The sequence below is a fragment of the Okibacterium fritillariae genome (assembly GCF_052783725.1).
Genome location: NZ_CP199917.1, coordinates 1029693 through 1054699, shown reverse-complemented (window position 1 = coordinate 1054699; position 25007 = coordinate 1029693). Strand labels below are relative to the sequence as shown.

The following is a 25007-nucleotide window of genomic DNA, read 5'->3' as shown; positions in this document are numbered from 1 at the left end:
GCCCGTCCTTCCCATCGAATCACTTAATGCTACTCTAGCGTTTCATTCGAGCGAAGGACCCGCCATGACACTCATCCACATCGCCATCTCCGACGACTGGGAGGCCTGCCGCCCGTTCGGCGAATATGAGGTCGCGACGCGCGGCATCCCCCTCGTCGACGGCGACTTCGTGCGGGCGACGACCCCGGGCGGTACACAACGGGTGCTCGACGACGTGTTCGGCGACCTCGGCCTGCCCCTCGTGGCCATCGTCATCGACGAGGCCGAACTCCGGAACACCGGCCTGCGCGTCGACATCACGGGCGACGCGGCGAGCATCTGGGGGCCACTCCCCCAGGACGGCCCCGCTATCGTGGCCGAGACACCCATCGAGCGCCGCGACGGCCGCTGGCTCGCGCCCGACTTGCACGCCGACCAGACGAACCGAGGTTAGCGGCCCGAGCCGAAGCTAGCAGTCCGAGCCGAAGCTAGCAGTCCGAGCCGAGGCTAGCTGCCCGACCCCTCGGCCAGCTCCTCGGCCGTGTGCACGGGAAGCCGGCACACGAAGTCCTGACAGAGGTAGGCCGTGGCCCGCGACTCCAGTGCCGTGCGGCCGGCGAAGAGTTCGAGTCCGATCTGGCCCAGCTCGATGGCGGCCGACTGACTCACCGCGACGCTGAGGCTCGTGGGCAGGGTGGCGAGGGCGTCGAGGAACGGCGAGGCGTCGGCCGCGGCATCCGGAACCACCACCACCAGCTGCACGAGCGGTCGCCGCAGTCGCTCGGCGAGCGCCAACGTCGCCCCGAACGACACCGGGTTGGCGAGGGCCAGCGGCGCGACCCGGCGCACGGTGCGCTCGGCTGCCTGCCGGTAGCGCTCCCCCGCCCCCAGTTCGTAGAGCCGCCAGCAGGCCTGAGCGATCGATGTGGGCCCCGACGGGTAGGCGCCCTCGGAGGGGTCACCCGCCACCGCGAGGCCGTGCGCGCCGAGCAGCGGGTCGCCGCCCTCGGGCAGCACGAATGGGTCGTCGACGTCGGCGGGCAGGGTGGCATCGACCAGCCTCTGGGCCGCGATGAAATACACCGCCTGGCCGGTGGCGATGCCGAGCTCGAGCAGGCCGCCGGCGAGCATCCCATAGTCTTCGAGCGAGGCTGCTGCGTCGGATTTCTGCTCGGCCACCGAGGCGCGCACGAGCTTGCCGTTCGGTTGCACATGGTTCTCGAGCAGGTAGTCGGCGGCCCAGCGCGCCGACTCGATCCATTCGGGATGCCCGAGCAAACGCCCGGCGCGGGCCAAGGCCCCGATCGCCAAACCGTTCCAGCCCGTGAGCACCTTCTCGTCGAGTGCCGGCGCGGACTGGCTGGCCCGCTCGGCGGCGTCGAGACCGTAGTAACCGCCTTCGACGCGCTGGCCGTCGATCACGCTCTCCGAGTCCTGCGCGCTCGCGAAGCCGCCGGTCGGCAGCTGCATGACCTGCAGCAGGAACGCGCCGATGCCCTCGGCGGCCTCGCGCGCCCAGCCGGTGCCGGTCTCGGTGCCAGGTTCGGTGCCAGTCTCGGCGCCGCGCGTCGCGTAGATGTCGAGCAACAGCGCGTTGTCGTAGAGCATGCGCTCGTAATGCGGATCGGACCAGTCGCGCTGCGTCGCGTAGCGGAAGAACCCGCCCTCGACGTCATCGCGCAGGGGCGAGGATGCCATGGTGCGCAGCATCCGATCGGCGAGGTCTCGGCCGTCGGCGCGTTCGACGAGAAACCCGACGACGGGTGCGACGGGGAACTTGGCCTGCGTGCCCAGCCCGCCGAACTGCGGGTCTTCGTGGGCCGCCAGCGCGCGCACGGCCCGGGCGAGATCGTCGTCGCCGAGAGCGCGCAACGAAGCGTCGCTCGAGGCATCCCCCGCCGGCAGCCGCACGGCGCCCTCCGTGCGCGAGTCGTCCGTGTGAGCGTCGCTCGCGTTCGCCGCGGTACCCGCCCCCTCGCCGGCCTCCGTGCCCTTGGCCGCATCAGCCGCCGCCATCTGCTCGGCGGGCATATCGGATGCCGCCTGGATCGCCTCGGTCAGCTGCCGGGCCGTCTCCTCCACACCGTCGCGCCGCTCGGTCCAGGCCTCGGTCACGGCCTGTAGCACCTGCGAGAACGACGGGTGTCCCTCGATGGGCACGGGCGGGTAGTAGGTGCCGGCGAAGAAGGGTCCGCCGTCGGGGGTGACGAAGACCGAGAGCGGCCAGCCGAGGTTGGGGGTGAACGCGCCCGCAGCGGCCAGATAGCTGGCGTCTACATCCGGATGCTCTTCCCGGTCGACCTTCACGGCCACGAAGTTCTGGTCGAGATAGGCCGCGACGCCCTCATCCGAGAACGACTCGCGCGCCATGACGTGGCACCAGTGGCAGGTCGAATAGCCGATGGACACGAACAGCGGCACATCGCGACGCTTGGCCTCGGCAAAGGCCTCTTCCCCCCACGGATACCAGTTCACCGGGTTCTCGGCGTGCTGGCGCAGGTACGGGCTGATGGCGGTCGCGAGCCTGTTCGTCATACTCCCAGGGTAGGGACGGCCACCTGTCGAGCCAAGGGACTTGCGTCGATCGAGTGAGCTTCCTTCACGGCTGGCCGCGCCGGCCGCGCGTCGAGGTGGATGCCCGCCAACATGCACCGCACCGACCCGCCCGCGAGCTCGATCGTGGGCACATCGAGCGGCACCACGCGGCAGCTGCGTTCGATCACGGCGAGCTGGTCCGGCCGCAGGCTGCGGTGTGCACGGGACGACAGGGCCAGGATGCGTTCACCCGCCGCGGTGCGCAGCTCCATGGCGTTGCCCGCGAAGTCGCGCACCTGCTCGAAGTCGAGGGCTATGACATCCCGCCCGTGTGAGGCGATGCGCTCGGAGACCTCGGCCCGGCGCGCAGCCGACGTGATGAGGTCGAGGCCGATGAGCGCGAAATCGGTGGCGATGCACATCATGACGTTGGTGTGATAGATCGGCACACCCTCGGGGTCGGCCGCGTCGAAGACCATGGGTTCGTAGCCGAAGTCGGCGCAGAACCGTTCGAGCGCGATCGGGTCGGCGCGGTGGGACCGGGCCACGTAGGCGACGCGCGCGGCGTGGTCGAGCACCATGGCACCCGTTCCCTCGAGGAAGGTGTCGTCGTATTCGAGACCCGAATAATCGATAACGTTCTGCACGCGGTAGTCGCGCTTCAGCATCTCGATCACGTCGCCCCGCCGCTCGCCGCGCCGGTTGGGCGCGTACATGGGGAAGAGCCCGACGTGCCCGCCCGCGTGCGTCGACAGCCAGTTGTTCGGGAACACACTGTCGGGGCGGTCGGGCTGCGGGTCGTCGAACAGGTGCACGCGCACGCCCGCCGCCTCGAGGATTCCGGCGGCGCGCGTCACCTCGTCGTGCGCCGTGCTGGCGACGAGCGGTTCGGCCGCCTCGGGCACCCCGCCCGCCACCTGGAAAACGTTGTCGGCGGCGGTCAGCGGGTTGGGTGTGAAGTGGTGCGGGCGTATCATGACGACCGCCCGCGGGGCCTGGACGCTCACCGTGTCGGGCCGTTTCAGCCGACGGGCGAGAGCTGGCCGACGAGCCCGAACAGGTCCTTCGGGTCTTCGGGCGACGCGACGAGGTCGATCTCCTCGAAGAACTCGGTGCCGTCGACGGCGTCGCGCAGGTAGCGCAGAGCCGAGAAGTCCTCGATGGCGAAGCCCACCGAGTCGAAAATGGTGATCTGCTCGGGCGACGTGCGGCCGGGGTGCTCACCCGTGACGACGCGCCAGAACTCGGTCACCGGGAACGCGGGCGACATCTGCTGGATCTCGCCCTCGATGCGCGTCTGCGCCTCGAACTCGATGAACACGTCGCCGCGCTCGAGAATCGCCGGGTCGAGTTCGGTCTTGCCGGGACAGTCGCCGCCGATCGCATTGAGGTGCACGCCGGGCGCGACGAGGTCACTGGTCAGCACGGTCGCGAGGGCCTTGTCGGCCGTGCACGTCGTGATCACGTCGGCGCCATCGACCGCGTCGGCGGCACTCGCGGCGATGACGACGTCGAAGCCCAGGGGGGTCAGGTTGCGGGCGACCTTCTCCATGGCGGCGGGGTCGGTGTCCCACAGGCGCACCTGCTCGATGCCGAGGGCTGCTCGCATCCCGAGTGCTTGGAATTCGGCCTGGCTGCCCGCGCCGATGAGGGCGAGGGTGCGCGAGTCGGGGCGTGCGAGATATTTGGCGAAGAAGCCGGATGTCGCGGCCGTGCGCAGCGCGGTGAGCAACGTCATCTCGGCCAGGAACGTCGGGTATCCGTTGTGCACATCGGCCAGAACACCGAAGGCGGTCACCGTCTGGAAGCCACGCGCGGGGTTCGAGGGGTGACCGTTGACGTACTTGAACGCGTAGGTCTCGCCGTCGCTCGTGGGCATGAGCTCGATCACGCCGAAGGGCGTGTGGCTGGCGACGCGCGGCGACTTGTCGAAGCTGTTCCAGCGGGCGAAGTCGGCCTCGACGTACTCGATCATTCCTCGGATGATGCGCTCGGGGCCGGTGGTCGACACCCACCGCACCATGTTCTTCACGTCGACGAATCGGGTCATCGGGGTTCCCTTCTCACGGCGGGGCCGGAGAACCCCGTCCCCTCGACGCTATTCCTAGGCGATATGCACGCTCAATATGCTGAGTGCAGTACATCTGCGCTATCGCTGCGCACAATGCTCACTGCCGACATACACTGTGACAATGGCCCAGCTGGATGACCTCGACCGCCGCCTCCTCGCCGAACTCCGCGCCGACGGCCGCGCGCCCGTGGCCGAGCTCGCGCGCACCCTGCACGTGGCCCGCGCAACGGTGACCAGCCGGCTCGATCGGCTCATCGCATCCGGAACCGTCGTCGGATTCACCGTGCGCGTGCGCGACGAGGTCGAGGCGGGCAGCGTGCAGGCCGTGGCCTTCATCGAGGTGGAGGGCCGCTCGACCGACCACGTCATCCGAGAGCTGCGCGGCTTTCCCGAGATCAGCTCGCTGCACACGACGAACGGCGGCTGGGACCTCGTGGCCGAATTGCGCGCCGAGACACTGCTCGACTTCGACCGCGTGCTGGGCGCCATCCGCCGCATCGAGGGCGTCATCAACAGCGAGACGAGCCTGCTGCTGAGCTCGGTGCTGCGCTGAGGTTGCTTTCGCGGGCGTGCTAGAAGACGCGCTTCGACACGTCGACCGGGGTCGCCGCAGCGAGCGTCGACGAGACCTTGTCAGCGGGAGTGACGCCGGGCACCGAGGACATCAGCTCGGAATCGGGCGTGGCCGGGTCGGCGAGGTACATGCGCGTGTATGTGGCCGACTCCGGTTCGAAGCGCCAGCTGTCGGCGATCGAGCCGGCGTCGACCGTGTCGAAACCGAGCTCGTCCATAATGCGAGCCGCCTCGACCTTCGCGTCAGCGTCATCTGACGCGATCGGCAAAGCTGAGCGATCTGCCGTTCCCTTCGCCCGAGCGAGGAGCGGGATGTGGTGGGCGAGGATGTTGTTGAACGCCTTCACGTAGCGCGCCTCCCCCAGCCATCCCCGCACGAGCTCACTCGTCGTCACGTCTCCAAGGTCGAGTTCGGCGATCCGGCCGTCCCGCGAGGGGTAGTAGTTGCTGGTGTCGAGGACGATCTTGCCCCTGAGCACACCGTCGGCGAGGCCCTGCACCGCGGGCAGCGGGATCGACAGAACGACGGCGTCACCGACACGGGCGGCCTCATCGACCTCGGCGGCGCGGGCGAGCGGGCCGAGCTCGGAGATGAGGTCTGCGAGCGATTCGGGGCCCCGTGAGTTCGCGATGACGACGTTCATGCCCGCCGCGACGGCGAGGCGCGCCACAGCCGATCCGATGTTGCCGCTTCCGATGATGGCCAGTGTGGACATGCGATCTTCCTTCTCCGTGGTGTGCGCGTTGTGCGTGGGGTGCCCGAGGCATCCTGCTCAGTGCCGGTGGCGCCGTGTCTGGTGGACAACATCCGCCTGATCAGGCAGGATGTACATGACACCGCGTACATCAACCATAACCCATGTACACGACAGTGTGTACATGCATCTGGATGCTCGAGAAGGGAGCGTTGATGGCCAGCCGCCTGTCGAACCCGCTCACGATCCCCGCCGAAGACGAGTTCGACCTCTTCGACGTCATGCGGGCACTGAGCGACCCGGTGCGACGCGCCCTCGTCCACAACATCGCTTCCACACCCGGGACGGCGTGCAGCACGTCCGATTTCGGGGTGTCGAAGTCCGCCCTCACCCGGCATTGGCGCGTCCTGAGGGAAGCCGGCATCATCCGCCAGGAGGTCGACGGCACACGCCACCGCAACTGGCTGCGCGACGAAGAGCTCGAGCGCCGTTTCCCCGGCTTACTCACCCTCGTCCTGCACGAACACGAGGCCCAAGCGGATCGACCGAGCTAGCCGAGTGTCGGTTGGCATCGCATGCGGGCAGTCCTACCCATGTGCTCGGCGCGCGGGCCGCACTACGTTTGACGCAGTAGCCGCGAGCACGAGGAGCCGACAGTGACGAAGAACCGATCGGCCACCGGCACCCTGGGCTGGGTGGCAGTCTGCCTCGGCATCATCGGGATGCTCGGGGCCCTCGCCATCCTGGCCGCTCCCGGTTTGAGCACGGCCGCGCCGGTCGCCTTCGGCGAGCGCCTCACGGTCGACGTGTCGGCCGGCGATCACGCCGTGTATGTCACACCATCCGATGAGTGGGACTCGATCACCTGCACCGGCCGGGTCGGCGACGACGAACTCGGTCTGCGGCCGAGCATGATTCAGCAAGACCTCTGGATTCCTGCCCGGTGGGACGCCCAGGGCAGCTTCGACGCCCGGGCCGCCGGCACCGTCGTCCTCACATGCGACGGTCCCGTCGAGAGCGCGACCTTCACGATCGGCCCCGTCCTGTCGTTTGAGCATCTCGCGGCGGCAACCCTGATCGGCATCGCCTCCCTCATGGTGGCCCTGACGGGTATCGCACTCGCATTCAGCGCCTCCGTAACGCGTCGACGCGCGCGCACGATAAACGGGGGTGGGCCATGTTCATAAGGCGCGGAAAAACCACCGACGGCTGGGCGATCATCGGCTTCGGAATCTTCGCCATCATCGTTTCCGCCACGTGGTACGCCGGATGGTGGGGGTCTCCGCCCTCGGGCAGCCGCTCGCAGCTCTTTGCCTATCTCGGCCTTCCACTCGGCATCATCGCGATCATCGCCGGCATCGTGAGCCTCTACCGCGACGGTCGCCGTGCTCAAGAACTGCGCGAGCGGGAGGACGAGGATGAGCGGCCATCCGGAGCGGACGGCGGGTCCTGAGAACCGGACCGGCCTAACACCCTGACGCCCGCGCGCACGACCTTCGGCGCGCTCATACTTCTTTTTCCGACATGTGTCCGAAAAATGCTAGCCTCGACGTGTGACCCCCAGAGTCGAGGACCCGCGCCCCGCGCGCACGCGTGCCGCCATCATCGGTGCCGTCGAGACGCTGTCCGCGGCGGGCGATGAGATCACGGTTGCCGCGATCGTGGCCGAGGCAGGCATCAGCCGGTCGACGTTCTACACACAGTTCCGCGACCTCGATGCCCTCGCCGTCGACATCCTCACCGCCGCGTTCACCGAGATCGAGGCGCTCGACCTGCGGTTGCGTCAGTCCACCAGCCCTCTCGAGACCGCCCGGGCCACCACCGCTCACCTCGTCGCCGAATTCGACCGCAGGCGCAGCCTCTATGCCGGCGTCCTCGGCAGTCGCACGACCACCGAGGCGCACCGTGCCGTTCACGACGCGTTCGCGGAACAGGCGCTCGACACCATGCGTGCGACCGTTCCCGAGCACCTCGACCCGCGCGTGACCGCCGACTACGTGGCCGGCGGATCGATGGCCGTGATCACCGCCTGGCTTCTCAGCGACGACCCCCTCCCCGCCTCACGCGTGCAGGACCATCTCCTGGCGCTCCTCCCACCCTGGTTGATCAACGACGAAAGGAACCACACCCCATCATGACTCGCACCTACATCGTGACCGGTTCAGCATCCGGCATCGGAAAGACCACCGCGGCAAAACTCCGCGCCGACGGCCACACCGTCATCGGCGTCGACCTGAAAGACGCCGACATCAACGTCGACCTCACGACGGCAGAGGGCCGCACGGCACTCGTCGAGCAGGCCACCGACCTGAGCGGAGGCGTCGTCGACGGAGTTCTCGCGATCGCCGGGCTCGTCGTGCCCGCCCCGGTGACCGTCGCGGTGAACCACTTCGGGGCCGTCGCGACGCTCGAAGGACTGCGCCCGCTGCTGGCGAAATCGGATGCTCCCCGCGCCGCCGTGGTCGCCTCCCTCGCCGCGCTCGAAGAGGTCGACGACCGGCTTCTCTCGCTCATCGAATCGGGCGACGAAGAGGCCGCGCTCACCCACGCCGGGAGCCTCGGCGCGACAACGAACGCCGCCGGGTCATCCGTGCTCTACACGACCTCGAAGCTGTCGGTCGCTCGCTGGATGCGCCGCACCGCCCCGACGGCCGAGTGGGCGAAGGCCGGAATCGCGTTGAACGCCGTCGCTCCCGGAGTCATCCTCACCCCCATGACGGCCGCCGCACTCGAGACCGAAGAGGGTCGAGCCGCCATGGATGCCGGGGCACCCGCACCCTTCGGTGGTCCCGCCGCCGACCCGATCGCCGTCGCCAACCTCCTCGCCTGGCTCACCAGCGAGGAGAACCTCTACGTGACCGGACAGGTCATCTTCATCGACGGCGGTGCCGAAAGCATCCGTCGCCCGGAGACCGTCTAGCCATATCGGTGGACGTCAGGAGGCGGTGAGCTGTGACCCGTCTGCGTTCGCTCGGAAGAAGGTGCTGCCGTAGTCGTCGCCGAGACTGAACCCGATCGTGGGCGCAGCGACCGACTGTCCGAACGTGGGGCTGTCGATATTGCCGTCGGAGCCGCGGGCGATGCGCACGGTGGAATCGGTGATGGGAAGGTCGACTTGCGCCGACGCCTCCTCGAGGAGGGGCCAGAGTCGATCAAGGGAGACGGCGGACCAGGCGAACTGCTCGGCGGCGCTGTCGGGTTGAGACGGCGCTCCCCCACCGTGCATCACCTCGCCGTCGCGGTACGTCCACTGGTCGGTCTTCGTGTCACCGGGGCGCAACGGCGCATCGACCACGACGAAGTCCTCGGCCACGATCACCCGCACCACCCGATCGTGCCCGATCTCCGCCTCGAGTGCCTCACGGGCGTCGGCGAGAGCATCGGGCCGACGGAGGTCGGGGCGTAGGCGACCGTCTTGCAGGGCAAGGATGCCCTGCTCAATCGAGTGATGATAGGGCACGATCACGATGGCCGCCGCCACCACGGCGGCCGCCACGAACACTGCTATGCGCAGACCCCGGCCGCGTTTTCCGACCCCGAGCAGGGGCGCCTGTCGCTTCCCGTTGACGATGCGCACATGTTTTTCGGGCAGGATGAACGGCGCGGTTGCGCGGCTCGGCACGCTCAGGCGTGCGCGTTCCGCAGGGCTGAGGTCACCGCCGTCGATGAACGCCACCTCGGGGCCACCGTCGAGGAGGATCGCCACCTCGCGTTCGGAACCGGCCTGGAACATGGGGATCGCCGTGAGCGGCACGATCGTGCGCCCCGTGGTCGAGTAGGCCGCACCGCTCAGCGGCTGCACGGTGAGGTCGAGCTCGCAGAGCGGCTGGTCGTTGATCTGAGTGCCGGTCTGGCGCAGGGCGTCGATGCGTGCAATGCCGAGGCGCCGCGCATCCCGTGCCTGTTGAACAGCGGCCGGGGAAGCGCCGATCATGCGACCCGTCGACCGGGCGATGAGGATCAGCACCGATGTGAGGATGAGCACGGGCAGGGCGACAAGGGCGATGGTTTGGCCCACGCTGGACGGCCCGACAAGAGCGAGCACCACGCCCCCGAGGAGCGCGCCGAGGGCCGCGGATGCGATCACACGAATCATATTCCGACCCTATTGCGCCACGGCGCGCGACTTCCATTCGCCATGCCAGCCACTCAGCCGCACCGCGGTCTGATCCCCCGCTACCGGGCGGCGACGGGGTCTGGGTGCTTGTCAGCGGTGAGGGCGAGCGCGCGCCAGCCGGCTGAGAAGTTTTGCGGCAGATCGTCGTAGCTCGGCCAGTTCGGCAGGCGGGCGGCGAGGTGGAACCCGCAGTCCCGCCAGGTTGCGTCCTTTCGGCGAAAACGCGTCACCGAGTAGATGAGCGGGCGGCGGGGCATCGATATCGACGCCGGCACCATGTGCGCGCTCAGGCGACTCAGCACGGCGACAGGCGGCAGCTCAGGGCCCGACCAGTTCAGCCATTCGAGACTCGGTGCGTCGCCGTAGCGCGAATGTCGAATCCCCGCCACGCGGAAGAGGACCAGCCGGCCGTCCGGGGTGGTGTAGCTGAGGATATCCCCGGCTGTCAGCTCGGTTTCGACGTGGCGCCAGGGGCGACGCAGGCGCTTCGGGGCCGGTTGCGGTCCCGTGAGCTGGGCCCGCAACTTCTGCAGGGCCGCCCGACGACGAGCGAGCTCGGTGGTTCCCGCCTCGACCCAGACGTCGAGACCGTCGCCGCGATCGATGGCGGTCAGCGCAGCATCACGCGCGTCGTCATCCAAACGCCCCACCTGCGATTGCGCAGCGGCCAGGGCGATCCAGAACTCCCCCGCCGAGTCATCACGCGCGAGGAGATACGAGAACTGTTCGAGGACGCGTTCCCGGGCCTCATCATCCGGAAGGTCGTCTTCGAGCGCTTCCCGATACGCGCTCCGGATATCGGCTGCCGTGTCGTTGGCGAAAACACCCGCACCCCATGCACCCATGGCGAGATTATGTCATTTCGGTCGGCGCCAGGACGTGCTGAGCAGCGCCAGCCCCACCACGCAGAACGAGAACCCGATGAACGCCAGGAAGCCCGTGCTGCCGTTCAGAATGATGAGCGCCCCTCCGGCGACGAGGCAACACACGCCGATACCAAGCTTCTGGGCTCGCCGCACGCGCGTTCGATCGGGGCGAGGAACACCGGGCTCTTCATAGTCGATGCGACGTCCCAGCCCAGTGGCGGGCTCCACGGGCACATCGCCGATGACGGCATCGAGGTTGGAGCCGAAGTAGTCGATCCACGAGCCGACACCCACCTCGGGGCAGGCCGCGTGAAGCTGCTTCTCGAAGACCGAATAGTCGGCCGGGTCGCGCTGGTACATGATCGCGCTCGGGCTGATGTTGCGCTGCACCCAGCCGTTGGGCCAGAAGGCGTCGTAGTAACAGACGCGCCGGGGCCGCCGCAGAATGAGCGACGGGCGGACGGATGCGATCGCGCGGATCGCCAGGGGCCGCGGCGAGGTCATCCCCACATCTTCGCAGAACAGTCAGCGGGTCTTATATCCCGAGTAGATCTACCAGGCGCCGACGTAGCTCGAGACGGGCTCGTCGAGCGATGCGCGCCGGGCGATGACGGGCAGCCCGCGCGTGACGGCCAATTGGATGCGCTGGATGAGCGCCTCGGAACGGATCTCGTAGCCGTCGAAGTCCGAGTTCGACGCATAGACCCCGATGGGCAGCGTGAGCGCCTGGAAGAAACCGAACAGCGGGCGGAACGAGTGCTCGAGGATGAGGGCGTGCCGCTCTCCCCCGCCCGTTGCGGCCAGCAGCACGGGCGTGTCGACGAGCGCGTACTGGTCGACGAAGTCGAAGAGGTGCTTGAAGAGGCCCGTGAACGAGCCGCGGTAGACGGGGCTGGCGACCACGAGCAGGTCAGCCTGTTCGATGCGAACGAGTTCCTGCTCGACGCTGTCGGGCAGTTGGCCGCGGTTCAGGGCGCCCGCGAACTCGGGGCCGATTTTCGAGATCTCGATGAGGTGCACGTCGATGTCGATGCGCTCACCGAGCTCGGCGACGATGCGGCGAATGAGCGCCGTCGTCTTACTGGGCTCGTGCAGGCTTCCCGACACGGCAACGACTCGCAGGCGGGACGACACGTTTTCAGACATGTCTCGACGCTAGACCCGCCTGCCCGTCACCGCACGGCGGGCCGCAACACGGCGTAAAGAGCGCTCCGGTCGGAGGGCCTAGCGGCGCGCTCGGCCGCCAATCGGAGTTTGGCTCGGAGTCGGTGCGGCCCGACTGCTTGTCGCACGGCTCGAGCCGAGCAGCTGACCCGTTAAGCGGGCTGCTCGACCAGGTCGAGGTTCTTCTCGCCCGCGCGAATCGGCGTCGTCAGGCGGTTGCCGGCGGGCGGCAGCGGGCACACATAGAAGTCGCTGAACGCGCAGGGTGGCAGGTAGAGCCGGTTGAAGTCCACGCGCACGCGGCCGTCGGCGCCCGGAGCGTCGATGCGCAGGAAGCGGAAGCGGTAGGTCTCGGAACCGCTTGTCCCGTCGGCCAGCACGGCACTGAAACCGCGGGGGCCGCCCGTGACCGTGAGTGACACGGCCTCACCGTTCAGGTCGAACGACACGGTGCCGGCGGGGTGCTCCTCGGCCACGTGACCGTCGATGGCTTCGTTCCGGAAGCGGTGGTCGGCGTCGGCGGGCGTGAAGTCCGCCTCGAACACCCAGTTCTCGTCGGGTTCGAAAGCGAGGATGTCGCGCACAGCGCTGCGCGTCGGGGCATCCGGGTCGATCAGGCGCAGGGCCAGCACGCCGTCGCGTTCGAAGTAGCGCAGCCGCTTGTCGCCCCAGGCGATCTCCTGGCCGGAGCGCAGCGTCACGCCGTCGCCGCCCACGGTCGCATACGACTCGCCGTCTTGCAGCACGGCCGAGCCGGTCAGTTCGTCGGCCACGCCGCGCACGCCGTCGCGCGTCGCCGACCACACGCCGGGAACGCCGTCATACGGGGTCGGCTCGTTCGTGAGCCAGTGCGTGGCCGCGAGCGAGGCGAGGCCGAGCGGCGACAGCGTGGCGCGCAGACGAGCCTGGTGCCAGGCCGCCCAGCTGCGTCGGAACGCGTCATCCGTTGCCTCGCCCAGGAAGCTCTCGGTCTGTTCGATGCTGTCGCTCATTGCTGGCTCCTCAAATCTTCGTGCCGATCGGATCATTGCGCCGGCCGCACATCTCCTCGCCGGTTTGCGCCGACCTCTTCATTCAACCCGATCCCGCGGGCGATTATGCCCCGGATGTCGGCGCCCGTCCGGAACCGGTCAGGATGTCGTGAGCACGACCTTGCCGCGCACGTGCCCACCCTCGAGCAGACGGTAGGCCTCGCGCACGTCGTCGAGCGGGAACGCCCGCGCGATCGGCAGCACGAACGATCCGTCGGCCAGGCGTTCGGCGATCTCGACGAGGTCGTCGGGCCGGGCATCGGCACCGCCAACGCCCTGCGCGCCGATGCGGGCGGCGTGCCCACGGTCGGCGATGGTGTTGATGCGAGCCGGGTCGACGCCGAGCGCGAGCCCGGCATCCTGCGTCTCGGCGCCTGCATTGTCGAGCACGGCATCGACACCCTGCGGCGCCAGCTCGCGCACGCGCTCGACGAGCCCCTCGCCGTAGGCCACCGGGACGACGCCGATGGTGCGCAGGAACTCGTGGTTCGACGGGCTCGCCGTACCGATGACCGTGGCACCTCGCAGCCGAGCGACCTGGCAGGCCAGGATGCCGACGCCGCCGGCCGCAGCCGACACGAGCACCGTCTCACCGCTCGACACTCCGACCGCCCGAACGGATGCCTGGGCGGTGCGACCGGCGATCGCGAGCGTTCCCGCGACCTCGTCGGGCAGTGCGTCAGGCGTCGCGTGCAACTCGTGCTCGGGCCCCACGATCACGTAGTCGGCCTGCGCATAGAACCGGCGGGCGCCGAACACACGCTGCCCGCCCGTCCACTGCGTCACACCCTCGCCGACCGCATCCACGACACCGGCGAAGTCGTTTCCATTGCCCGACGGCAGCATCACGCCGAAGGCGGCCGCGGCGGGCCCACCCTCGCGCAACTTGAAGTCCACGGGATTGAGACCGGCGGCGGTCACCCGCACGCGCACCTCGCCGGCGGCAGGCCCGGGCTTCTCGACCTCGATCACCTCGAGGCGGTCGACGTCTCCATACTCGGTGAACTGAACGAAACGGGGCATGAGATTCCTTTCACGTACATGGCGGTTGTGTCGCGGGTCGAAGGTCGAGGTTCGCGGTTCGCGGTTCGCCGGTTCGCGCATCGTGCGGGAGCCGAGAACGCCGCCTGAAACAAGCGAGGGCCGAAACATCCGGTCTGGATGCCTCGGCCCTCGGGAGGCAACCCTCACGGGCCGCCGGATGAAACTAGTTGACCTCGTTGGGGTGCGCGCCCACGCGGCCGTCACGCTCGAGCGCGTCGATCGCCGAAACCTCTTCGGGCGTCAGCTCGAAGTCGAAGATCTCGAAGTTCTGCTGGATGCGCTCGCGGCTGTTCGACTTGGGGAACACGATGTTGTCGTTCTGGATGTGCCAGCGCAGCACCACCTGGGCGGGCGACTTGCCGTGCGCCTCGGCGGCCGCGACGACGGCGTCCTCTTCGAACAGGGGGTACTTGCCCTGGCCGAGCGGACCCCAGGCCTCGATCTCGATGCCGTGCTGGCGTGCGAACTGCGTGAGCTCGAGCGACTGCAGGGCGGGGTGCAGCTCGATCTGGTTGACGGCCGGAACGGTGCCACCGAGGTCGAGGATGTGTTGCAGGTGCTCGACGAGGAAGTTCGAGACGCCGATGGCGCGGGTCTTGCCGCTGGCCAGGATCTCTTCCATGGCCTTCCAGGTCTCGACGTAGAGACCCTTCTCGGGCGTGGGCCAGTGGATCAGGTAGAGGTCGACGTAGTCGAGGCCGAGCTTCTCGAGGCTCGTGTCGATGGCGGCGTGCGCCGACTCGGTGCCCTGGTCGCTGTTCCACAGCTTGGTGGTGATGAAGAGTTCGTCGCGCGGGATGCCGCTCTTCGCGATCGCGCGGCCGACACCCTCCTCGTTGCCATAGATGGCGGCGGTGTCGATGTGACGGTAGCCCACCTCGAGAGCGTCGGCGACGATGCGCTCGGTCTCGTCGGGGTCGACCTGGAAGACGCCGAACCCGAGCTGGGGAATGGTGGCTCCCGTGTTGAGCGTGAGCGTGGGGACAGTGGTCGATTCAGTCATGTTTCAAGCTAAGCACTCGCCCCGCCGATTGATTCCGCGGATGTCTGAGAACCCGTCTTTTCTCGCTGTCAGCGAAAAGCGGCGGCCTCCCTTGACAGGGCCTCAGGCGTGCGGCCCGAGCATTGCTCGCAGCGTTTCCATGTAGTCCTCGAACGCGCGCCGGCCCGTCTTGCTGAGCGCCAGGTAGGTCACGGGCGTGCGGCCGTGGTGGGTCTTCTCGACCGTCACATACTGGGCGTCTTCGAGCTTGCGCAGGTGGGTGGAGAGGTTGCCGGCGGTCATGTCGAGCAACTCCTGCAGGCGCGGGAACGACATGCTGCTGTCGGCGTCGAGGGCCGCGAGCGTGGACGTGATGCGCAACCGGGCCTGGGCGTGGATGACCGGATCGAGGTCGTCCATCAGTTGACCGCCGCCCGAGCATCCGTGCGGCTGTAGCGGGCCACACGACGGCGCTGGCGCAGCACGAGCCAGACGCCGTAGACGAGGAACGCCCCGCCGCCCAGCAGACCCATGACGAGGTAGTTGGTGGGGGCGCCGAAGAAGGGTGCGCCGATGCCGACGACGATGATCCAGATGCCGACGCCGAGCATGGGCTTGTCGTTCCAGAGCGCCGCGCCGGCCAGATAGAGGATTCCCACGACGAGAGAATAACCCGCCGGATAGAAGAGCGCCGCGAGCTCGGGCGACATGCCGTTGGCGAGCAGGGCACCGCCGAAGAAGGGGACGGCCATGCACGCGATGGCCCAGGAGATGCCGTAGACCGTGCCCTGGAACGCGACCGCACCGCGCATGCCACGGCCGGTGCGCGACCCGACGACGGCCGAGACGATGATGCCCGCGACCATGAGCACCGTGAAGACGATGCCAGCCGGCACGATGGGCGTGCGGAACCAGGGGTTGCCCTCGGTGGCGGACCACAGGGTGAGGAAGCCGACGAACCAGGCCACACCCCACGTGAGCACGATGATGGTGGTCGGGCGGTCGAAGACGCGGGTCATCTTCTCGTTCTGCTGCTGGCTGAGGCGCAGCATTTCACGAATGTCGGCGGGCGCGTCGTCGGCGGAGGCGGCCGGTGTGTGGTTTGTCATGTCTACTTTGTATCGCAAACCACTTTGTTAAGTCAACAGCTTTGATTCCCGCCGTCCCGCAGCCCGGCCGCCCACTCCCCCGCCCGGCGCATAGAATGGAAGGCTATGTCTTCCACGATCACGTACCCGCCCGAGCTGCCCGTCAGCCAGATGCGCGAAGACATCCAGCGCGCCATCCGCGACAACCAGGTCATCATCATCGCGGGTGCCACGGGGTCGGGAAAGACCACGCAGCTGCCCAAGATGTGCCTCGAGCTGGGCCGCGAGAACATCGCGCACACGCAGCCGCGCCGTCTCGCCGCCCGCACCATCGCCGAGCGCATCGCCGACGAGATGGGTCAGGAGGTCGGCGAACTCGTCGGCTATCAGGTGCGCTTCACCGACAAGGTGTCGAAGAACACGCGCATCAAGCTCATGACCGACGGCATTCTGCTCAACGAGATCCACCGCGATCGCACGCTGTCGAAATACGACACCATCATCATCGACGAGGCCCACGAACGCAGCCTCAACATCGACTTCCTGCTCGGTTATCTCAAGCAACTGCTGCCCCAGCGCCCCGACCTCAAGCTCATCATCACGTCGGCCACCATCGACCCCGAGTCCTTCTCCAAGCATTTCGGCGGCGCCCCCATCGTCGAGGTGTCGGGCCGCACCTACCCGGTCGAGATCCGCTATCGCCCGCTGGTCGCCGACGCGGATGCCGCAACCGACGACTCCTCATCGTCCGACGGTGAGGGCGGCACACTCGACCCCGCGGATGCCTCCGCCACCGACGACCGCAACTACATCGACGGCATCGCCGACGCCCTCGACGAACTCTCGCTCGAAGCATCCGGAGACGTGCTCGTCTTTCTGTCGGGCGAGGCCGAGATCCGCGACGCCGCCGACGCGCTGAATGCGAAGTACAACGGCTCGCGCGTGGGGGCCACGGGTACGACCGAGATCCTGCCCCTCTATGGGCGCCTGTCGACGGCCGACCAGCAGAAGGTGTTCCAGCCGTCGAAGCGCGTCGGCGTGCGGCGCCGTGTCGTGCTCGCCACCAACGTGGCCGAGACGAGCATCACGGTGCCCGGCATCAAATACGTGATCGACGCGGGCACGGCGCGCATCTCGCGCTACAGCGTGCGGTCGAAGGTGCAGCGCCTGCCCATCGAGGCCATCTCGCAGGCGTCGGCGAATCAGCGCTCGGGGCGGTCGGGGCGCACGAGCGACGGCATCGCCATCCGGCTCTACAGCGAGTTGGACTTCGAGAAGCGGCCCGAGTTCACCGAGCCCGAGATCCTGCGCACCAACCTGGCGGCCGTCATCCTGCAGATGGTGTCGCTCAACCTGGGCGACCTCGAGGCGTTCCCGTTCCTGCAGCCGCCGGACTCGCGCGGCGTGAAGGATGGCGTCGATCTGTTGCTCGAGCTCGGGGCGCTGCAGAAGCCCGGCGAGGACGACCGGTCGCGACGACGCGGCGCGGGGTCGTCCGCACGCGGCGCTGGCCGCACAGCCGATGGCGACGCAGACGCCGAACGCAGCGACGACACCGCCACCGCCGCCACAGAGAAGACGGCCGCGGCCGAGACCCGATCCGGGTCCGCCAGCGGCACGCGCGCGCACCGCCTGACGCGCGTGGGCCGCGACCTGGCCCGCCTGCCGATCGACCCGCGTTTCGCGCGCATGATCGTCGAGTCGAAGAAGCACAACACGTCGCGCGAGGTCATCGCGATCGTCGCGGCGCTCACGATTCAAGACCCGCGCGAACGCCCGCTCGAGAAGCGCCAGCAGGCCGACGAGCAGCACGCGCGGTTCGTCGACAAGACGAGTGACTTCCTCAGCTTGCTCAACCTCTGGAACTACCTCGAGGAGCAGCAGGCCGAGCTCTCGTCGAGCGCGTTCCGGCGGCTCTGCAAGGCCGAGTTCCTCAACTACATGCGTGTGCGCGAGTGGCAGGACGTGTATCGGCAGCTGCGCCAGTTGGCCAAGCCGATCGGTCTCGACATCCACGAACCGGCCGTCAACCCGGATGGCATCCACCGCTCGTTGCTCGCCGGCCTGCTGTCGCATATCGGCCTGAAAGACCAGACCGTCGCGGCGCCCGTGAAGGGTCGCGGGGCAAAACCCTTGCCCGGCCAGAAATCCGGTGCCGCGCGCAAGGGCGAGTACATCGGCGCCCGCCACACCCGTTTCACCCTGTTCCCCGGCTCAGCTCTCGCGAAGAAGCAGCCCGCCGCCGTGATGAGCGCCGAGCTCGTCGAGACCAGCCGCCTGTTCGCGCGCACCAACGCCGTCATCGACCCGGCCTGGGCCGAACCCATCGCGGGCGACCTGTGCAAGCACAGCTACGGCGAGCCGCATTGGGAGAAGAAGCAGGGCTCGGTCGTGGCATTCGAGAAAGTCACGCTCTACGGCGTGCCCATCATCCCGCGGCGGCGCATGCAGTACTCGCGCGTCGACCCCGAGCATTCCCGCGAACTGTTCATCCGGCACGCGCTTGTCGAGGGCGAGTGGGAATCGCCGCAACAGTTCGACCGCGCGAACCGCCAGCTGCGCAAGGAACTGTCGCAGCTCGAGGAGCGCACGCGTCGCCGCGACATCCTGTTCGACGACGAGGCCGTCTTCGAGTTCTATGACGCGCGCATCCCCGCCGATGTGTTCAGCACACGCAGCTTCGAGGGATGGTGGCGGCAGGCCAAGCGCACCACTCCCGACCTGCTCACCATGCGCCGCGAAGACCTGCTGCCCGACGACGCCCCCGATGTGGACGAGTCACTCTTCCCGCCCGAGTGGCGCCAGGGCGACCAGCGGCTCAAGCTGAGCTACCGTTTCGAACCCGGAACCGAGGACGACGGCGTCACCGTCACCGTTCCCATCGCACTGCTGCCGCGCCTCTCCCCCGCCGGTTTCGACTGGCAGGTGCCGGGGCTACGCCACGACCTCGTCACGGCCATGATCAAATCGCTGCCCAAGCACATCCGCAAGAACGTGGTGCCGGCCGCCGACTGGGCGACGCGCCTCATGAACGAGCTGCCCGAGGCGCCGCCGACGCCCGTGGCGACCGACGCCGACACGCTCGCGGCGCGGCTCACCGACTCGATCAAACGCCTCTCCTACATGGAGGTCGGCGCGGGCGACTTCGAGCTCGAGCGGGTGCCCGACCACCTCAAGGTCACCTTCAAGGTGGTCGACGAGCGCGGACGGCGGATCGCCTCGGGCAAGGATCTGCGCGAGCTGCAGCGACAATTGGCGCACCGCAGCCGCGCGTCGGTGGCCAAGGCCGCCGAGGCCACGCCCAACGCTCTCGAACGCTCGGGCCTCACGAAGTGGGATCTCGACGAGCTGCCGCGCTTCGTCGACGTCAACCTGGGCGGCAATGTGATCCGCGGCTACCCCGCGCTCGTCGACGACGGCGACAGCGTATCCATCCGCATTCTCGCGACGCCCGAAGAACAGGCCAAAGCGCTGCCCGCCGGCGTGCGCCGCCTGCTGCTGCTCTCGGTCGCCTCCCCCGCGGCCTATGTGCAGCAGCACCTCACGAGCGCCGAGAAGCTGACGCTCGCCACGAGCCCCTACACGACCACGGCCGCGCTCTTCGACGACTGCCTCGCCGCCGCCGTCGACGATGTGCTGTTCCGCATGAAGCCCGACGGCGCCGTTCACCTGCGCGCCGAATTCGAGGCCGTGCGCGACCGCGTGTCCGCCTCGGTCATGGACCTCATGTTCGAGATCGTCGCCCTCGTGGCCCGCATCCTCACGGCCGCACGCAACGTCGACAAGGCGATCAAGGATGCCACGAGCATGACGCTCATCACGGCGCTCAGCGATGCCCGCGACCAACGCAACGGCCTCGTGTTCCCCGGTTTCGTGTCGGCGACGGGCCTCGAATACCTGCGCCACCTGCCGCGCTACCTCGCGGGCATCGCCTACCGCGTCGACCGGTTGCCCGACAACCCCAACCGCGACCGCGTGTGGATGACCGAGGTGCAAACCGCCACGCAACGCTTCACGGAGGCCGGCGGCCGCATCCCCCTGGCCCCGCACAGCCCACCCAACCTGGCGCGCGCCCGCTGGATGCTCGAAGAGCTGCGCATCAGCCTGTTCGCCCAGCAGCTCGGCACGGCGCAGAGCGTTTCGCTGCAGCGCATCTCTAAGGTGCTCGCCGGCGGCAAATAGCTCTCGTGCAACTCCCTGTCGAACTGTATAGTCGTAGCTAAACGGCGGGAGGTCGAATGTCTACGATTCGCGACAGCAGAATCCGCCAAGGTGTCGGCATGAGGGAGCTCGGTCGGCGGCTCGGCGTGACGGGGGCGGCGATTTCACAGATGGAAGCATCTGAAGATCGCGGCACGATCATGCTCTCCACACTCCGTCGCGCTCATCAAGCACTCGACCAGATCGTGATGGTCGAGGCCGCGCCGGCGTCGACCGAGCGCAGGGTGAGCGCCACCCGGCGCGAAGAGCGGGTATCGCGCGAGCTGCACCGAACACTCGCGAAGAAACTCATCGACAACCCGCGCCCCATCCTTGCTCTCGCACCGACAAACATCGAGCGGATGTCAGCGGTCGTGCACGGGTCTCGCGCTCACGCTTGGCTCGACGACTGGCGCGGGCTCGTCTCCGACGAACGTAACGTTCCACGCATCCTTCAGCTCATCGTCGACGATTCGGAGTACGCCAGCGACATGCGACAGAACTCGCCTTTTGCTGGCGCTCTCACCACGGAAGAGCGCCTCGAGGCCATCCGGCGAGCGAAAGCGACAGCAGAATGAGGCGCGCCGATCTTGAAGAAGCAATCCGCGCCGCCACCGAGATCATTCGGCAGGACGAGGTTCTCATCATTGGAAGCCAGTCGATCCTGGGTTCATACTCGGAGAACGACCTCCCTGTCGCAGCGACTCTCTCGGCCGAGGTCGATATCGTTCCCCTGAAGGACGATTCAGTGAGTCTGGTCGCAGACATGCTCGACGGGGCGGCAGGAGAATGGTCCCCGTTTCATGAAGCCCACGGCTTCTACATCCAGGGCGTGGGGCGCGAAACTGCCGACCTTCCCTCCGGGTGGGAAGAACGCTTGGTGAGAGTGCCCGTCATAGGCGTCGGCGTGGGCGACTCAGAAGGTGGCCACCCCACAGGCATCTCAGAGCGCACCGGTCTCTGCCTAGACCCACACGACCTCTGCATCGCGAAACTCAGCGCCTTCCGCGAAAAGGATCTCGCCTTCGTGTCGAGCCTGATCGACGTTTCGTACGTTGACCCCCGATTGTTGAAGGATCGGCTCGCGCAGACGGACCTGCATCCTCAAAAGGTTGAGGTCATCTCAAATTGGTTGGACATATTTATCCGTCCGAACCCGTGAAGGCTCGAAGAGCTGCGCATCAGCCTGTTCGCGCAGCAGCTCGGCACGGCGCAGAGCGTCTCGCCACAGCGCATCTCGAAGGTCCTCGCCGGCGGCAAGTAGCTCACGGGTGGCGCCGGGAATTCGACACGTGACGACCGGGTTACCCCTGGGGATGACTTCTTCAGCGACCACTTCCCCGTCCCTGTCCTCCCCCGCCGTCCTCGACGGCACCGGCCGCACGGCGCTCGTCGTCGGCGCGACCGGCATCAGCGGCTCGGCGACCGTCGACCTGCTCGCCGCCAACGGGTGGACCGTGCTGGCCCTCTCCCGCCGCCCCGGCATCGCGCGCGACAACGTGCGCTGGGTCTCGGTCGACCTGCAGAACGCCGACGACCTCGCACGAACGTTGGCCGCAGAAAACCCCAGCCACGTGTACATCACGGCGTGGTCGCGTCAGGCCACCGAGGAAGAGAACATCCGCGTCAATGGCGGGATGGTGCGCGATCTGCTCGCAGCCCTCAACCACGCACCCCTCGAGCATGTCGCCCTCATGACGGGCCTGAAGCATTATCTCGGGTCGTTCGACGCCTACGGTCAGGGCGAGATCCCCGAGACGCCGTTCCGCGAGGAGGAGCCGCGCCGGGCCGAGCAGAACTTCTACTATGCGCAGGAGGACGAGGTGTTCGCCGCCGCTGCGCGACGCGGGTTCACCTGGTCGACCCACCGCTCGCACACCGTCGTCGGCCATGCCGTCGGCAACGCCATGAACATGGGCCTGACGCTCGCCGTCTATGCCACGATCTGCCGCGTTCTCGAGCGCCCCTTCATCTTCCCGGGCAGCGAGACCCAGTGGAACGGCCTCACCGACATGACCGACGCCACCGTGCTCGCCGAGCAGATGGTCTGGGCGTCGACGCACGAGGCCGGCCGCAACGAGCCCTTCAACGTGGTCAACGGCGACGTCTTCCGGTGGCGCTGGATGTGGCAGCGACTGGCCGACTACTTCGGTGTCGTGCCGGTGGGCCCGGGCGCCGAACCGCAGCCGCTCGAGCAGCAGATGGCGGGCATCGAGTCGACCTGGTCGACCATCGCGCGCGACCACGACCTCGCCGAAGCGGATGTCTCGCGCCTCGCCTCCTGGTGGCACACCGACGCCGACCTCGGTCGCACCATGGAGGTCGTCACTGACATGTCGAAGAGCCGCCTCGCCGGTTTCACCACCCACCACCGCACGGTCGACTCGTTCACGGCCCTCTTCGACCAGTACCGCGCCGAAAAGCTCATCCCCCAGCGAGCACGGCTCGGCGCCAGATCAGGGCTCCCGCTCTGCGCGAGCAGTCCAACTGTGCGTCGTTGTCCCGGCACTGACGTGATGGGCTGACCCTGTCCGATACCTCGAAGTACCTCTCTCGCGGCCAGGCCTCCAAAGCAGGCCGCCCGCGGAGGGTTCTTTACGCGTGTCGAATGCCCTGGCCGGCCAACACAGCTCGGTAGCCTTCGCGGTAGGTCGGGTAGGCGAACTCGAAGCCCGTCGAGCGCAGCAGAGCGTTCGAGAGCCGCTTGTCGCCACCGGCCTGCCGCCCGTCGACGTCTCCGAACTCGGGCTCGGGCGACCCGGTCTCGCGCGCGATGAACTTCAGCACGTCGTCCAATCGTGTCGGCTCGTCGTCGGTACCGAGGTACAGGGGTTTTGGATGCTCCAGCCCCGCGATGTGCACGAGTGCAGCGGCCGCGTCATCCCGGTGAATGCGGTTCGTGTGGGGTGACATGGCGGGTGAGCGGACACGTGTCGCCGTGCCCCCGCGCACCTGCTCGATCAACCGCTCGCGCCCCGGACCGTAGATGCCCGACAACCGCAGGAGCGTCGCTTCGGGTTTGCGATCGCGCAGCAACTCTTCGGCCTCGAGCAGAACGTCGGCGGTCGGCGTCCCTCCCCGAGCCGGAGTCTCCTCGGTGACGACGCTCCCGTCGGTCACGTCGTACACGGCGGTCGATGACACGACGATGAGCCGCGGGTCGGCGCGTGACGCGTCGATACCGTCGAGCACGCGCCTCAGGCCATCCACATAGGTAGCGCGGTACTCCTCCACGGTGCGGCGACCGGCCGCCAACGGCACGATCACAACCGAGGCATCCTCATCGATCACGGGCGTCTCGGCGCGCAGATCCGACTGACGCCCTTCGATCTCAGCCGGCAGCACCTCCGGCCGGCGCCGCAGCCCGACAACTCGCTCCCCGAGCGCCGCGAACCGCAGCCCCGCCTCGGTGCCTAGGTCGCCGCATCCCGCAATGATCACGCTCATCCGGCAATCCTACGTTCCGACCCTGACCGCAACGCCCGACCCTCAGAGCCGTGGGCACGCAGAGCGCTGCCCGCACGACGAAGCGCCCCGACTCCCCAGTAAGGGATGCGGGGCGCTTCGTTTGCGAGGAAGTCGAGCGGCTGGGCCTAGAAGTCCCAGTCCTCGTCTTCGGTGTTGACGGCCTTGCCGATGACGTACGACGAGCCAGACCCGCTGAAGAAGTCGTGGTTCTCGTCGGCGTTGGGGGAGAGCGCCGACAGGATGGCCGGGCTCACGTCGGTGACGGTCTTGGGGAACATGGGCTCGTAGCCGAGGTTCATGAGCGCCTTGTTGGCGTTGTAGTGCAGGAACTTCTTGACGTCTTCGGTGAGACCGACCTGGTCGTAAAGGTCTTGCGTGTACTGAACCTCGTTGTCGTAGAGCTCGAACAGGAGGTTGAACGTGTAGTCCTTGATCTCCTGGCGGCGCTCCTCGGTCTCTTTCTCGAGACCTTTCTGGAACTTGTAGCCGATGTAGTACCCGTGCACGGCCTCGTCGCGGATGATGAGGCGGATGAGGTCGGCCGTGTTGGTGAGCTTGGCGCGGCTCGACCAGTACATGGGCAGGTAGAAGCCCGAGTAGAAGAGGAACGACTCGAGCAGCGTGGAGGCGACCTTGCGCTTCAGCGGGTCGTCGCCGCGGTAGTAGTTCATCACGATCTCTGCTTTTTTCTGCAGGTTCGGGTTCTCTACCGACCAGCGGAACGCGTCGTCGATCTCGGGGGTCGACGCGAGTGTCGAGAAGATCGAGGAGTAGCTCTTGGCGTGCACCGATTCCATGAACGCGATGTTCGTGTAGACGGCCTCTTCGTGCGGCGTGATGGCGTCGGGGATGAGCGACACCGCGCCGACGGTGCCCTGGATCGTGTCGAGCAGGGTGAGCCCCGTGAACACGCGCATGGTCAGCTGCTGCTCCTCGGGCGTCAGCGTGTTCCACGACTGCACGTCGTTCGACAGCGGCACCTTCTCGGGCAGCCAGAAGTTGTTGACCAAACGGTTCCACACTTCGACGTCTTTCTCGTCTTGGATGCGGTTCCAGTTGATCGCGTTGACCTGGCTCACCAGCGGGATGCGCCCCTGGTGTGCGGGGTCGTTCGCCGCGGCGTTGACCTTGTCGGTGATGGTCATGTCGTCTCAGTCCTCGGTTGTGGTTCTCGGATGCTTCGCAGCTCGGATG

Annotated in this window: 25 protein-coding genes and 2 pseudogenes; 12 read left to right on the top strand and 15 right to left on the bottom strand. The window is 67.7% G+C overall.

What is annotated here, in order from left to right; all coding sequences use genetic code 11:
• Window positions 1-64 precede the first annotated feature (64 nt).
• Window positions 65-433 carry a hypothetical protein gene (locus tag ACUWEX_RS05010; protein ID WP_445997299.1) on the top strand — a complete coding sequence of 123 codons (369 nt, stop codon included), beginning with the start codon at window positions 65-67 and terminating at the stop codon, window positions 431-433.
• A gap of 53 nt (window positions 434-486) precedes the next feature.
• On the opposite strand, the gene ACUWEX_RS05005 is transcribed toward ACUWEX_RS05010, so the two are convergent.
• The 3 genes from ACUWEX_RS05005 to ACUWEX_RS04995 are packed head-to-tail and all read right to left on the bottom strand — an operon-like array spanning window position 487 to window position 4564.
• A complete protein-coding gene (locus ACUWEX_RS05005; RefSeq protein WP_445997298.1) occupies window positions 487-2514 on the bottom strand; it encodes a thioredoxin domain-containing protein in 2028 nt (675 codons plus the stop codon).
• A complete protein-coding gene (ctlX, locus tag ACUWEX_RS05000; RefSeq protein WP_445997297.1) occupies window positions 2511-3521 on the bottom strand; it encodes a citrulline utilization hydrolase CtlX in 1011 nt (336 codons plus the stop codon). Before ctlX ends, ACUWEX_RS05005 begins: the two co-directional genes overlap by 4 nt.
• 14 nt (window positions 3522-3535) lie before the next feature.
• Window positions 3536-4564 carry an ornithine cyclodeaminase gene (locus ACUWEX_RS04995; RefSeq protein ID WP_445997296.1) on the bottom strand — a complete coding sequence of 343 codons (1029 nt, stop codon included), beginning with the start codon at window positions 4562-4564 and terminating at the stop codon, window positions 3536-3538.
• Between the two features lie 142 nt (window positions 4565-4706).
• Here ACUWEX_RS04995 and ACUWEX_RS04990 point away from each other — a divergent pair, with 142 nt between their 5' ends.
• Entirely contained in the window at window positions 4707-5138 is a 432-nt protein-coding gene (locus tag ACUWEX_RS04990) for an Lrp/AsnC family transcriptional regulator (RefSeq protein ID WP_077053663.1), read from the top strand.
• Window positions 5139-5157: 19 nt separating this feature from the next.
• On the opposite strand, the pseudogene ACUWEX_RS04985 reads toward ACUWEX_RS04990, so the two are convergent.
• Window positions 5158-5886: pseudogene (locus ACUWEX_RS04985) on the bottom strand (NADPH-dependent F420 reductase); the annotation flags it as partial.
• Window positions 5887-6017: 131 nt separating this feature from the next.
• On the opposite strand from ACUWEX_RS04985, the gene ACUWEX_RS04980 reads away from it, so the two are divergent.
• The 5 genes from ACUWEX_RS04980 to ACUWEX_RS04960 all read left to right on the top strand — a co-directional run bounded on the left by ACUWEX_RS04980 (window position 6018) and on the right by ACUWEX_RS04960 (window position 8773).
• Window positions 6018-6407, top strand: a complete 390-nt coding sequence (locus ACUWEX_RS04980) for an ArsR/SmtB family transcription factor (protein WP_445997295.1) — start codon at window positions 6018-6020, stop codon at window positions 6405-6407.
• A gap of 102 nt (window positions 6408-6509) precedes the next feature.
• On the top strand, window positions 6510-7040 hold the full coding sequence (locus tag ACUWEX_RS04975) for a hypothetical protein (protein ID WP_445997294.1): 531 nt from the start codon (window positions 6510-6512) through the stop codon (window positions 7038-7040).
• The gene (locus tag ACUWEX_RS04970; protein WP_445997293.1) at window positions 7031-7306 is read left to right on the top strand and encodes a hypothetical protein; all 276 of its coding nucleotides are present in this window, start codon (window positions 7031-7033) and stop codon (window positions 7304-7306) included. The genes ACUWEX_RS04975 and ACUWEX_RS04970 overlap by 10 nt, the downstream gene beginning before the upstream one ends.
• A gap of 100 nt (window positions 7307-7406) precedes the next feature.
• A complete protein-coding gene (locus ACUWEX_RS04965) occupies window positions 7407-7991 on the top strand; it encodes a TetR/AcrR family transcriptional regulator (RefSeq protein WP_079727107.1) in 585 nt (194 codons plus the stop codon).
• Window positions 7988-8773, top strand: a complete 786-nt coding sequence (locus ACUWEX_RS04960; protein ID WP_079727106.1) for an SDR family oxidoreductase — start codon at window positions 7988-7990, stop codon at window positions 8771-8773. Before ACUWEX_RS04965 ends, ACUWEX_RS04960 begins: the two co-directional genes overlap by 4 nt.
• Window positions 8774-8788: 15 nt before the next feature.
• On the opposite strand, the gene ACUWEX_RS04955 is transcribed toward ACUWEX_RS04960, so the two are convergent.
• From ACUWEX_RS04955 to ACUWEX_RS04915, 9 genes are all read right to left on the bottom strand, one after another.
• Complete coding sequence (locus ACUWEX_RS04955; RefSeq protein WP_445997292.1) at window positions 8789-9949, bottom strand: hypothetical protein; 1161 nt, start codon at window positions 9947-9949, stop codon at window positions 8789-8791.
• An 80-nt stretch (window positions 9950-10029) separates the two neighbouring features.
• On the bottom strand, window positions 10030-10815 hold the full coding sequence (locus ACUWEX_RS04950) for a hypothetical protein (RefSeq protein ID WP_079727104.1): 786 nt from the start codon (window positions 10813-10815) through the stop codon (window positions 10030-10032).
• A 12-nt stretch (window positions 10816-10827) separates the two neighbouring features.
• On the bottom strand, window positions 10828-11340 hold the full coding sequence (locus ACUWEX_RS04945; protein ID WP_079727103.1) for a hypothetical protein: 513 nt from the start codon (window positions 11338-11340) through the stop codon (window positions 10828-10830).
• Window positions 11341-11388: 48 nt separating this feature from the next.
• Window positions 11389-11982: an FMN reductase gene (gene msuE / locus ACUWEX_RS04940; RefSeq protein ID WP_234990966.1), complete on the bottom strand. Its 594-nt coding sequence runs from the start codon at window positions 11980-11982 to the stop codon at window positions 11389-11391.
• Between the two features lie 170 nt (window positions 11983-12152).
• Complete coding sequence (locus ACUWEX_RS04935; RefSeq protein WP_445997291.1) at window positions 12153-12992, bottom strand: DUF1684 domain-containing protein; 840 nt, start codon at window positions 12990-12992, stop codon at window positions 12153-12155.
• 138 nt (window positions 12993-13130) lie between these two features.
• Window positions 13131-14054 carry an NADP-dependent oxidoreductase gene (locus tag ACUWEX_RS04930; protein ID WP_445997290.1) on the bottom strand — a complete coding sequence of 308 codons (924 nt, stop codon included), beginning with the start codon at window positions 14052-14054 and terminating at the stop codon, window positions 13131-13133.
• 184 nt (window positions 14055-14238) lie between these two features.
• Window positions 14239-15078 (bottom strand): aldo/keto reductase, encoded by an 840-nt coding sequence (locus ACUWEX_RS04925; RefSeq protein ID WP_079727099.1) that lies wholly within the window; start codon window positions 15076-15078, stop codon window positions 14239-14241.
• Between the two features lie 102 nt (window positions 15079-15180).
• Window positions 15181-15477: a transcriptional regulator gene (locus ACUWEX_RS04920; RefSeq protein WP_077053675.1), complete on the bottom strand. Its 297-nt coding sequence runs from the start codon at window positions 15475-15477 to the stop codon at window positions 15181-15183.
• On the bottom strand, window positions 15477-16166 hold the full coding sequence (locus ACUWEX_RS04915; protein ID WP_445997289.1) for a hypothetical protein: 690 nt from the start codon (window positions 16164-16166) through the stop codon (window positions 15477-15479). Before ACUWEX_RS04915 ends, ACUWEX_RS04920 begins: the two co-directional genes overlap by 1 nt.
• A 105-nt stretch (window positions 16167-16271) precedes the next feature.
• Between ACUWEX_RS04915 and hrpA the strand changes: the two genes are divergently transcribed.
• The 5 genes and pseudogenes from hrpA to ACUWEX_RS04890 all read left to right on the top strand — a co-directional run bounded on the left by hrpA (window position 16272) and on the right by ACUWEX_RS04890 (window position 22870).
• Window positions 16272-20327, top strand: a complete 4056-nt coding sequence (gene hrpA / locus ACUWEX_RS04910) for an ATP-dependent RNA helicase HrpA (RefSeq protein WP_445997288.1) — start codon at window positions 16272-16274, stop codon at window positions 20325-20327.
• Between the two features lie 125 nt (window positions 20328-20452).
• Window positions 20453-20923, top strand: a complete 471-nt coding sequence (locus ACUWEX_RS04905; RefSeq protein ID WP_445997287.1) for a hypothetical protein — start codon at window positions 20453-20455, stop codon at window positions 20921-20923.
• Entirely contained in the window at window positions 20920-21507 is a 588-nt protein-coding gene (locus ACUWEX_RS04900) for a DUF6036 family nucleotidyltransferase (RefSeq protein WP_445997286.1), read from the top strand. Before ACUWEX_RS04905 ends, ACUWEX_RS04900 begins: the two co-directional genes overlap by 4 nt.
• Window positions 21508-21510: 3 nt before the next feature.
• Window positions 21511-21609 (top strand): annotated as a pseudogene (locus ACUWEX_RS04895) (DUF3418 domain-containing protein); the annotation flags it as partial.
• 52 nt (window positions 21610-21661) lie between these two features.
• Window positions 21662-22870 carry an SDR family oxidoreductase gene (locus ACUWEX_RS04890; RefSeq protein WP_445997285.1) on the top strand — a complete coding sequence of 403 codons (1209 nt, stop codon included), beginning with the start codon at window positions 21662-21664 and terminating at the stop codon, window positions 22868-22870.
• A 70-nt stretch (window positions 22871-22940) separates the two neighbouring features.
• On the opposite strand, the gene ACUWEX_RS04885 is transcribed toward ACUWEX_RS04890, so the two are convergent.
• The gene (locus tag ACUWEX_RS04885) at window positions 22941-23792 is read right to left on the bottom strand and encodes an NAD-dependent epimerase/dehydratase family protein (RefSeq protein ID WP_445997284.1); all 852 of its coding nucleotides are present in this window, start codon (window positions 23790-23792) and stop codon (window positions 22941-22943) included.
• Between the two features lie 146 nt (window positions 23793-23938).
• Complete coding sequence (nrdF, locus tag ACUWEX_RS04880; RefSeq protein ID WP_079727092.1) at window positions 23939-24958, bottom strand: class 1b ribonucleoside-diphosphate reductase subunit beta; 1020 nt, start codon at window positions 24956-24958, stop codon at window positions 23939-23941.
• Window positions 24959-25007: the final 49 nt, after the last annotated feature.

Excerpts from the sequence above, each read along its gene's own strand:
- ACUWEX_RS04900 (WP_445997286.1), top strand. The coding sequence starts at position 20,920 with ATGAGGCGCGCCGATCTTGAAGAAGCAATCCGCGCCGCCACCGAGATC.
- hrpA (WP_445997288.1), top strand. The coding sequence starts at position 16,272 with ATGTCTTCCACGATCACGTACCCGCCCGAGCTGCCCGTCAGCCAGATG.
- ACUWEX_RS04955 (WP_445997292.1), bottom strand. The coding sequence starts at position 9,949 with ATGATTCGTGTGATCGCATCCGCGGCCCTCGGCGCGCTCCTCGGGGGC.
- ACUWEX_RS04990 (WP_077053663.1), top strand. The coding sequence starts at position 4,707 with ATGGCCCAGCTGGATGACCTCGACCGCCGCCTCCTCGCCGAACTCCGC.
- nrdF (WP_079727092.1), bottom strand. The coding sequence starts at position 24,958 with ATGACCATCACCGACAAGGTCAACGCCGCGGCGAACGACCCCGCACAC.
- ACUWEX_RS04915 (WP_445997289.1), bottom strand. The coding sequence starts at position 16,166 with ATGACAAACCACACACCGGCCGCCTCCGCCGACGACGCGCCCGCCGAC.
- ACUWEX_RS04930 (WP_445997290.1), bottom strand. The coding sequence starts at position 14,054 with ATGCCCCGTTTCGTTCAGTTCACCGAGTATGGAGACGTCGACCGCCTC.
- ACUWEX_RS04935 (WP_445997291.1), bottom strand. The coding sequence starts at position 12,992 with ATGAGCGACAGCATCGAACAGACCGAGAGCTTCCTGGGCGAGGCAACG.
- ACUWEX_RS04885 (WP_445997284.1), bottom strand. The coding sequence starts at position 23,792 with ATGAGCGTGATCATTGCGGGATGCGGCGACCTAGGCACCGAGGCGGGG.
- ACUWEX_RS04945 (WP_079727103.1), bottom strand. The coding sequence starts at position 11,340 with ATGACCTCGCCGCGGCCCCTGGCGATCCGCGCGATCGCATCCGTCCGC.
- ACUWEX_RS04950 (WP_079727104.1), bottom strand. The coding sequence starts at position 10,815 with ATGGGTGCATGGGGTGCGGGTGTTTTCGCCAACGACACGGCAGCCGAT.
- ACUWEX_RS04925 (WP_079727099.1), bottom strand. The coding sequence starts at position 15,078 with ATGACTGAATCGACCACTGTCCCCACGCTCACGCTCAACACGGGAGCC.
- msuE (WP_234990966.1), bottom strand. The coding sequence starts at position 11,982 with ATGTCTGAAAACGTGTCGTCCCGCCTGCGAGTCGTTGCCGTGTCGGGA.
- ACUWEX_RS04890 (WP_445997285.1), top strand. The coding sequence starts at position 21,662 with ATGACTTCTTCAGCGACCACTTCCCCGTCCCTGTCCTCCCCCGCCGTC.
- ACUWEX_RS04960 (WP_079727106.1), top strand. The coding sequence starts at position 7,988 with ATGACTCGCACCTACATCGTGACCGGTTCAGCATCCGGCATCGGAAAG.
- ACUWEX_RS04970 (WP_445997293.1), top strand. The coding sequence starts at position 7,031 with ATGTTCATAAGGCGCGGAAAAACCACCGACGGCTGGGCGATCATCGGC.
- ACUWEX_RS04980 (WP_445997295.1), top strand. The coding sequence starts at position 6,018 with ATGTACACGACAGTGTGTACATGCATCTGGATGCTCGAGAAGGGAGCG.
- ACUWEX_RS05010 (WP_445997299.1), top strand. The coding sequence starts at position 65 with ATGACACTCATCCACATCGCCATCTCCGACGACTGGGAGGCCTGCCGC.
- ACUWEX_RS04920 (WP_077053675.1), bottom strand. The coding sequence starts at position 15,477 with ATGGACGACCTCGATCCGGTCATCCACGCCCAGGCCCGGTTGCGCATC.
- ACUWEX_RS04995 (WP_445997296.1), bottom strand. The coding sequence starts at position 4,564 with ATGACCCGATTCGTCGACGTGAAGAACATGGTGCGGTGGGTGTCGACC.
- ACUWEX_RS05005 (WP_445997298.1), bottom strand. The coding sequence starts at position 2,514 with ATGACGAACAGGCTCGCGACCGCCATCAGCCCGTACCTGCGCCAGCAC.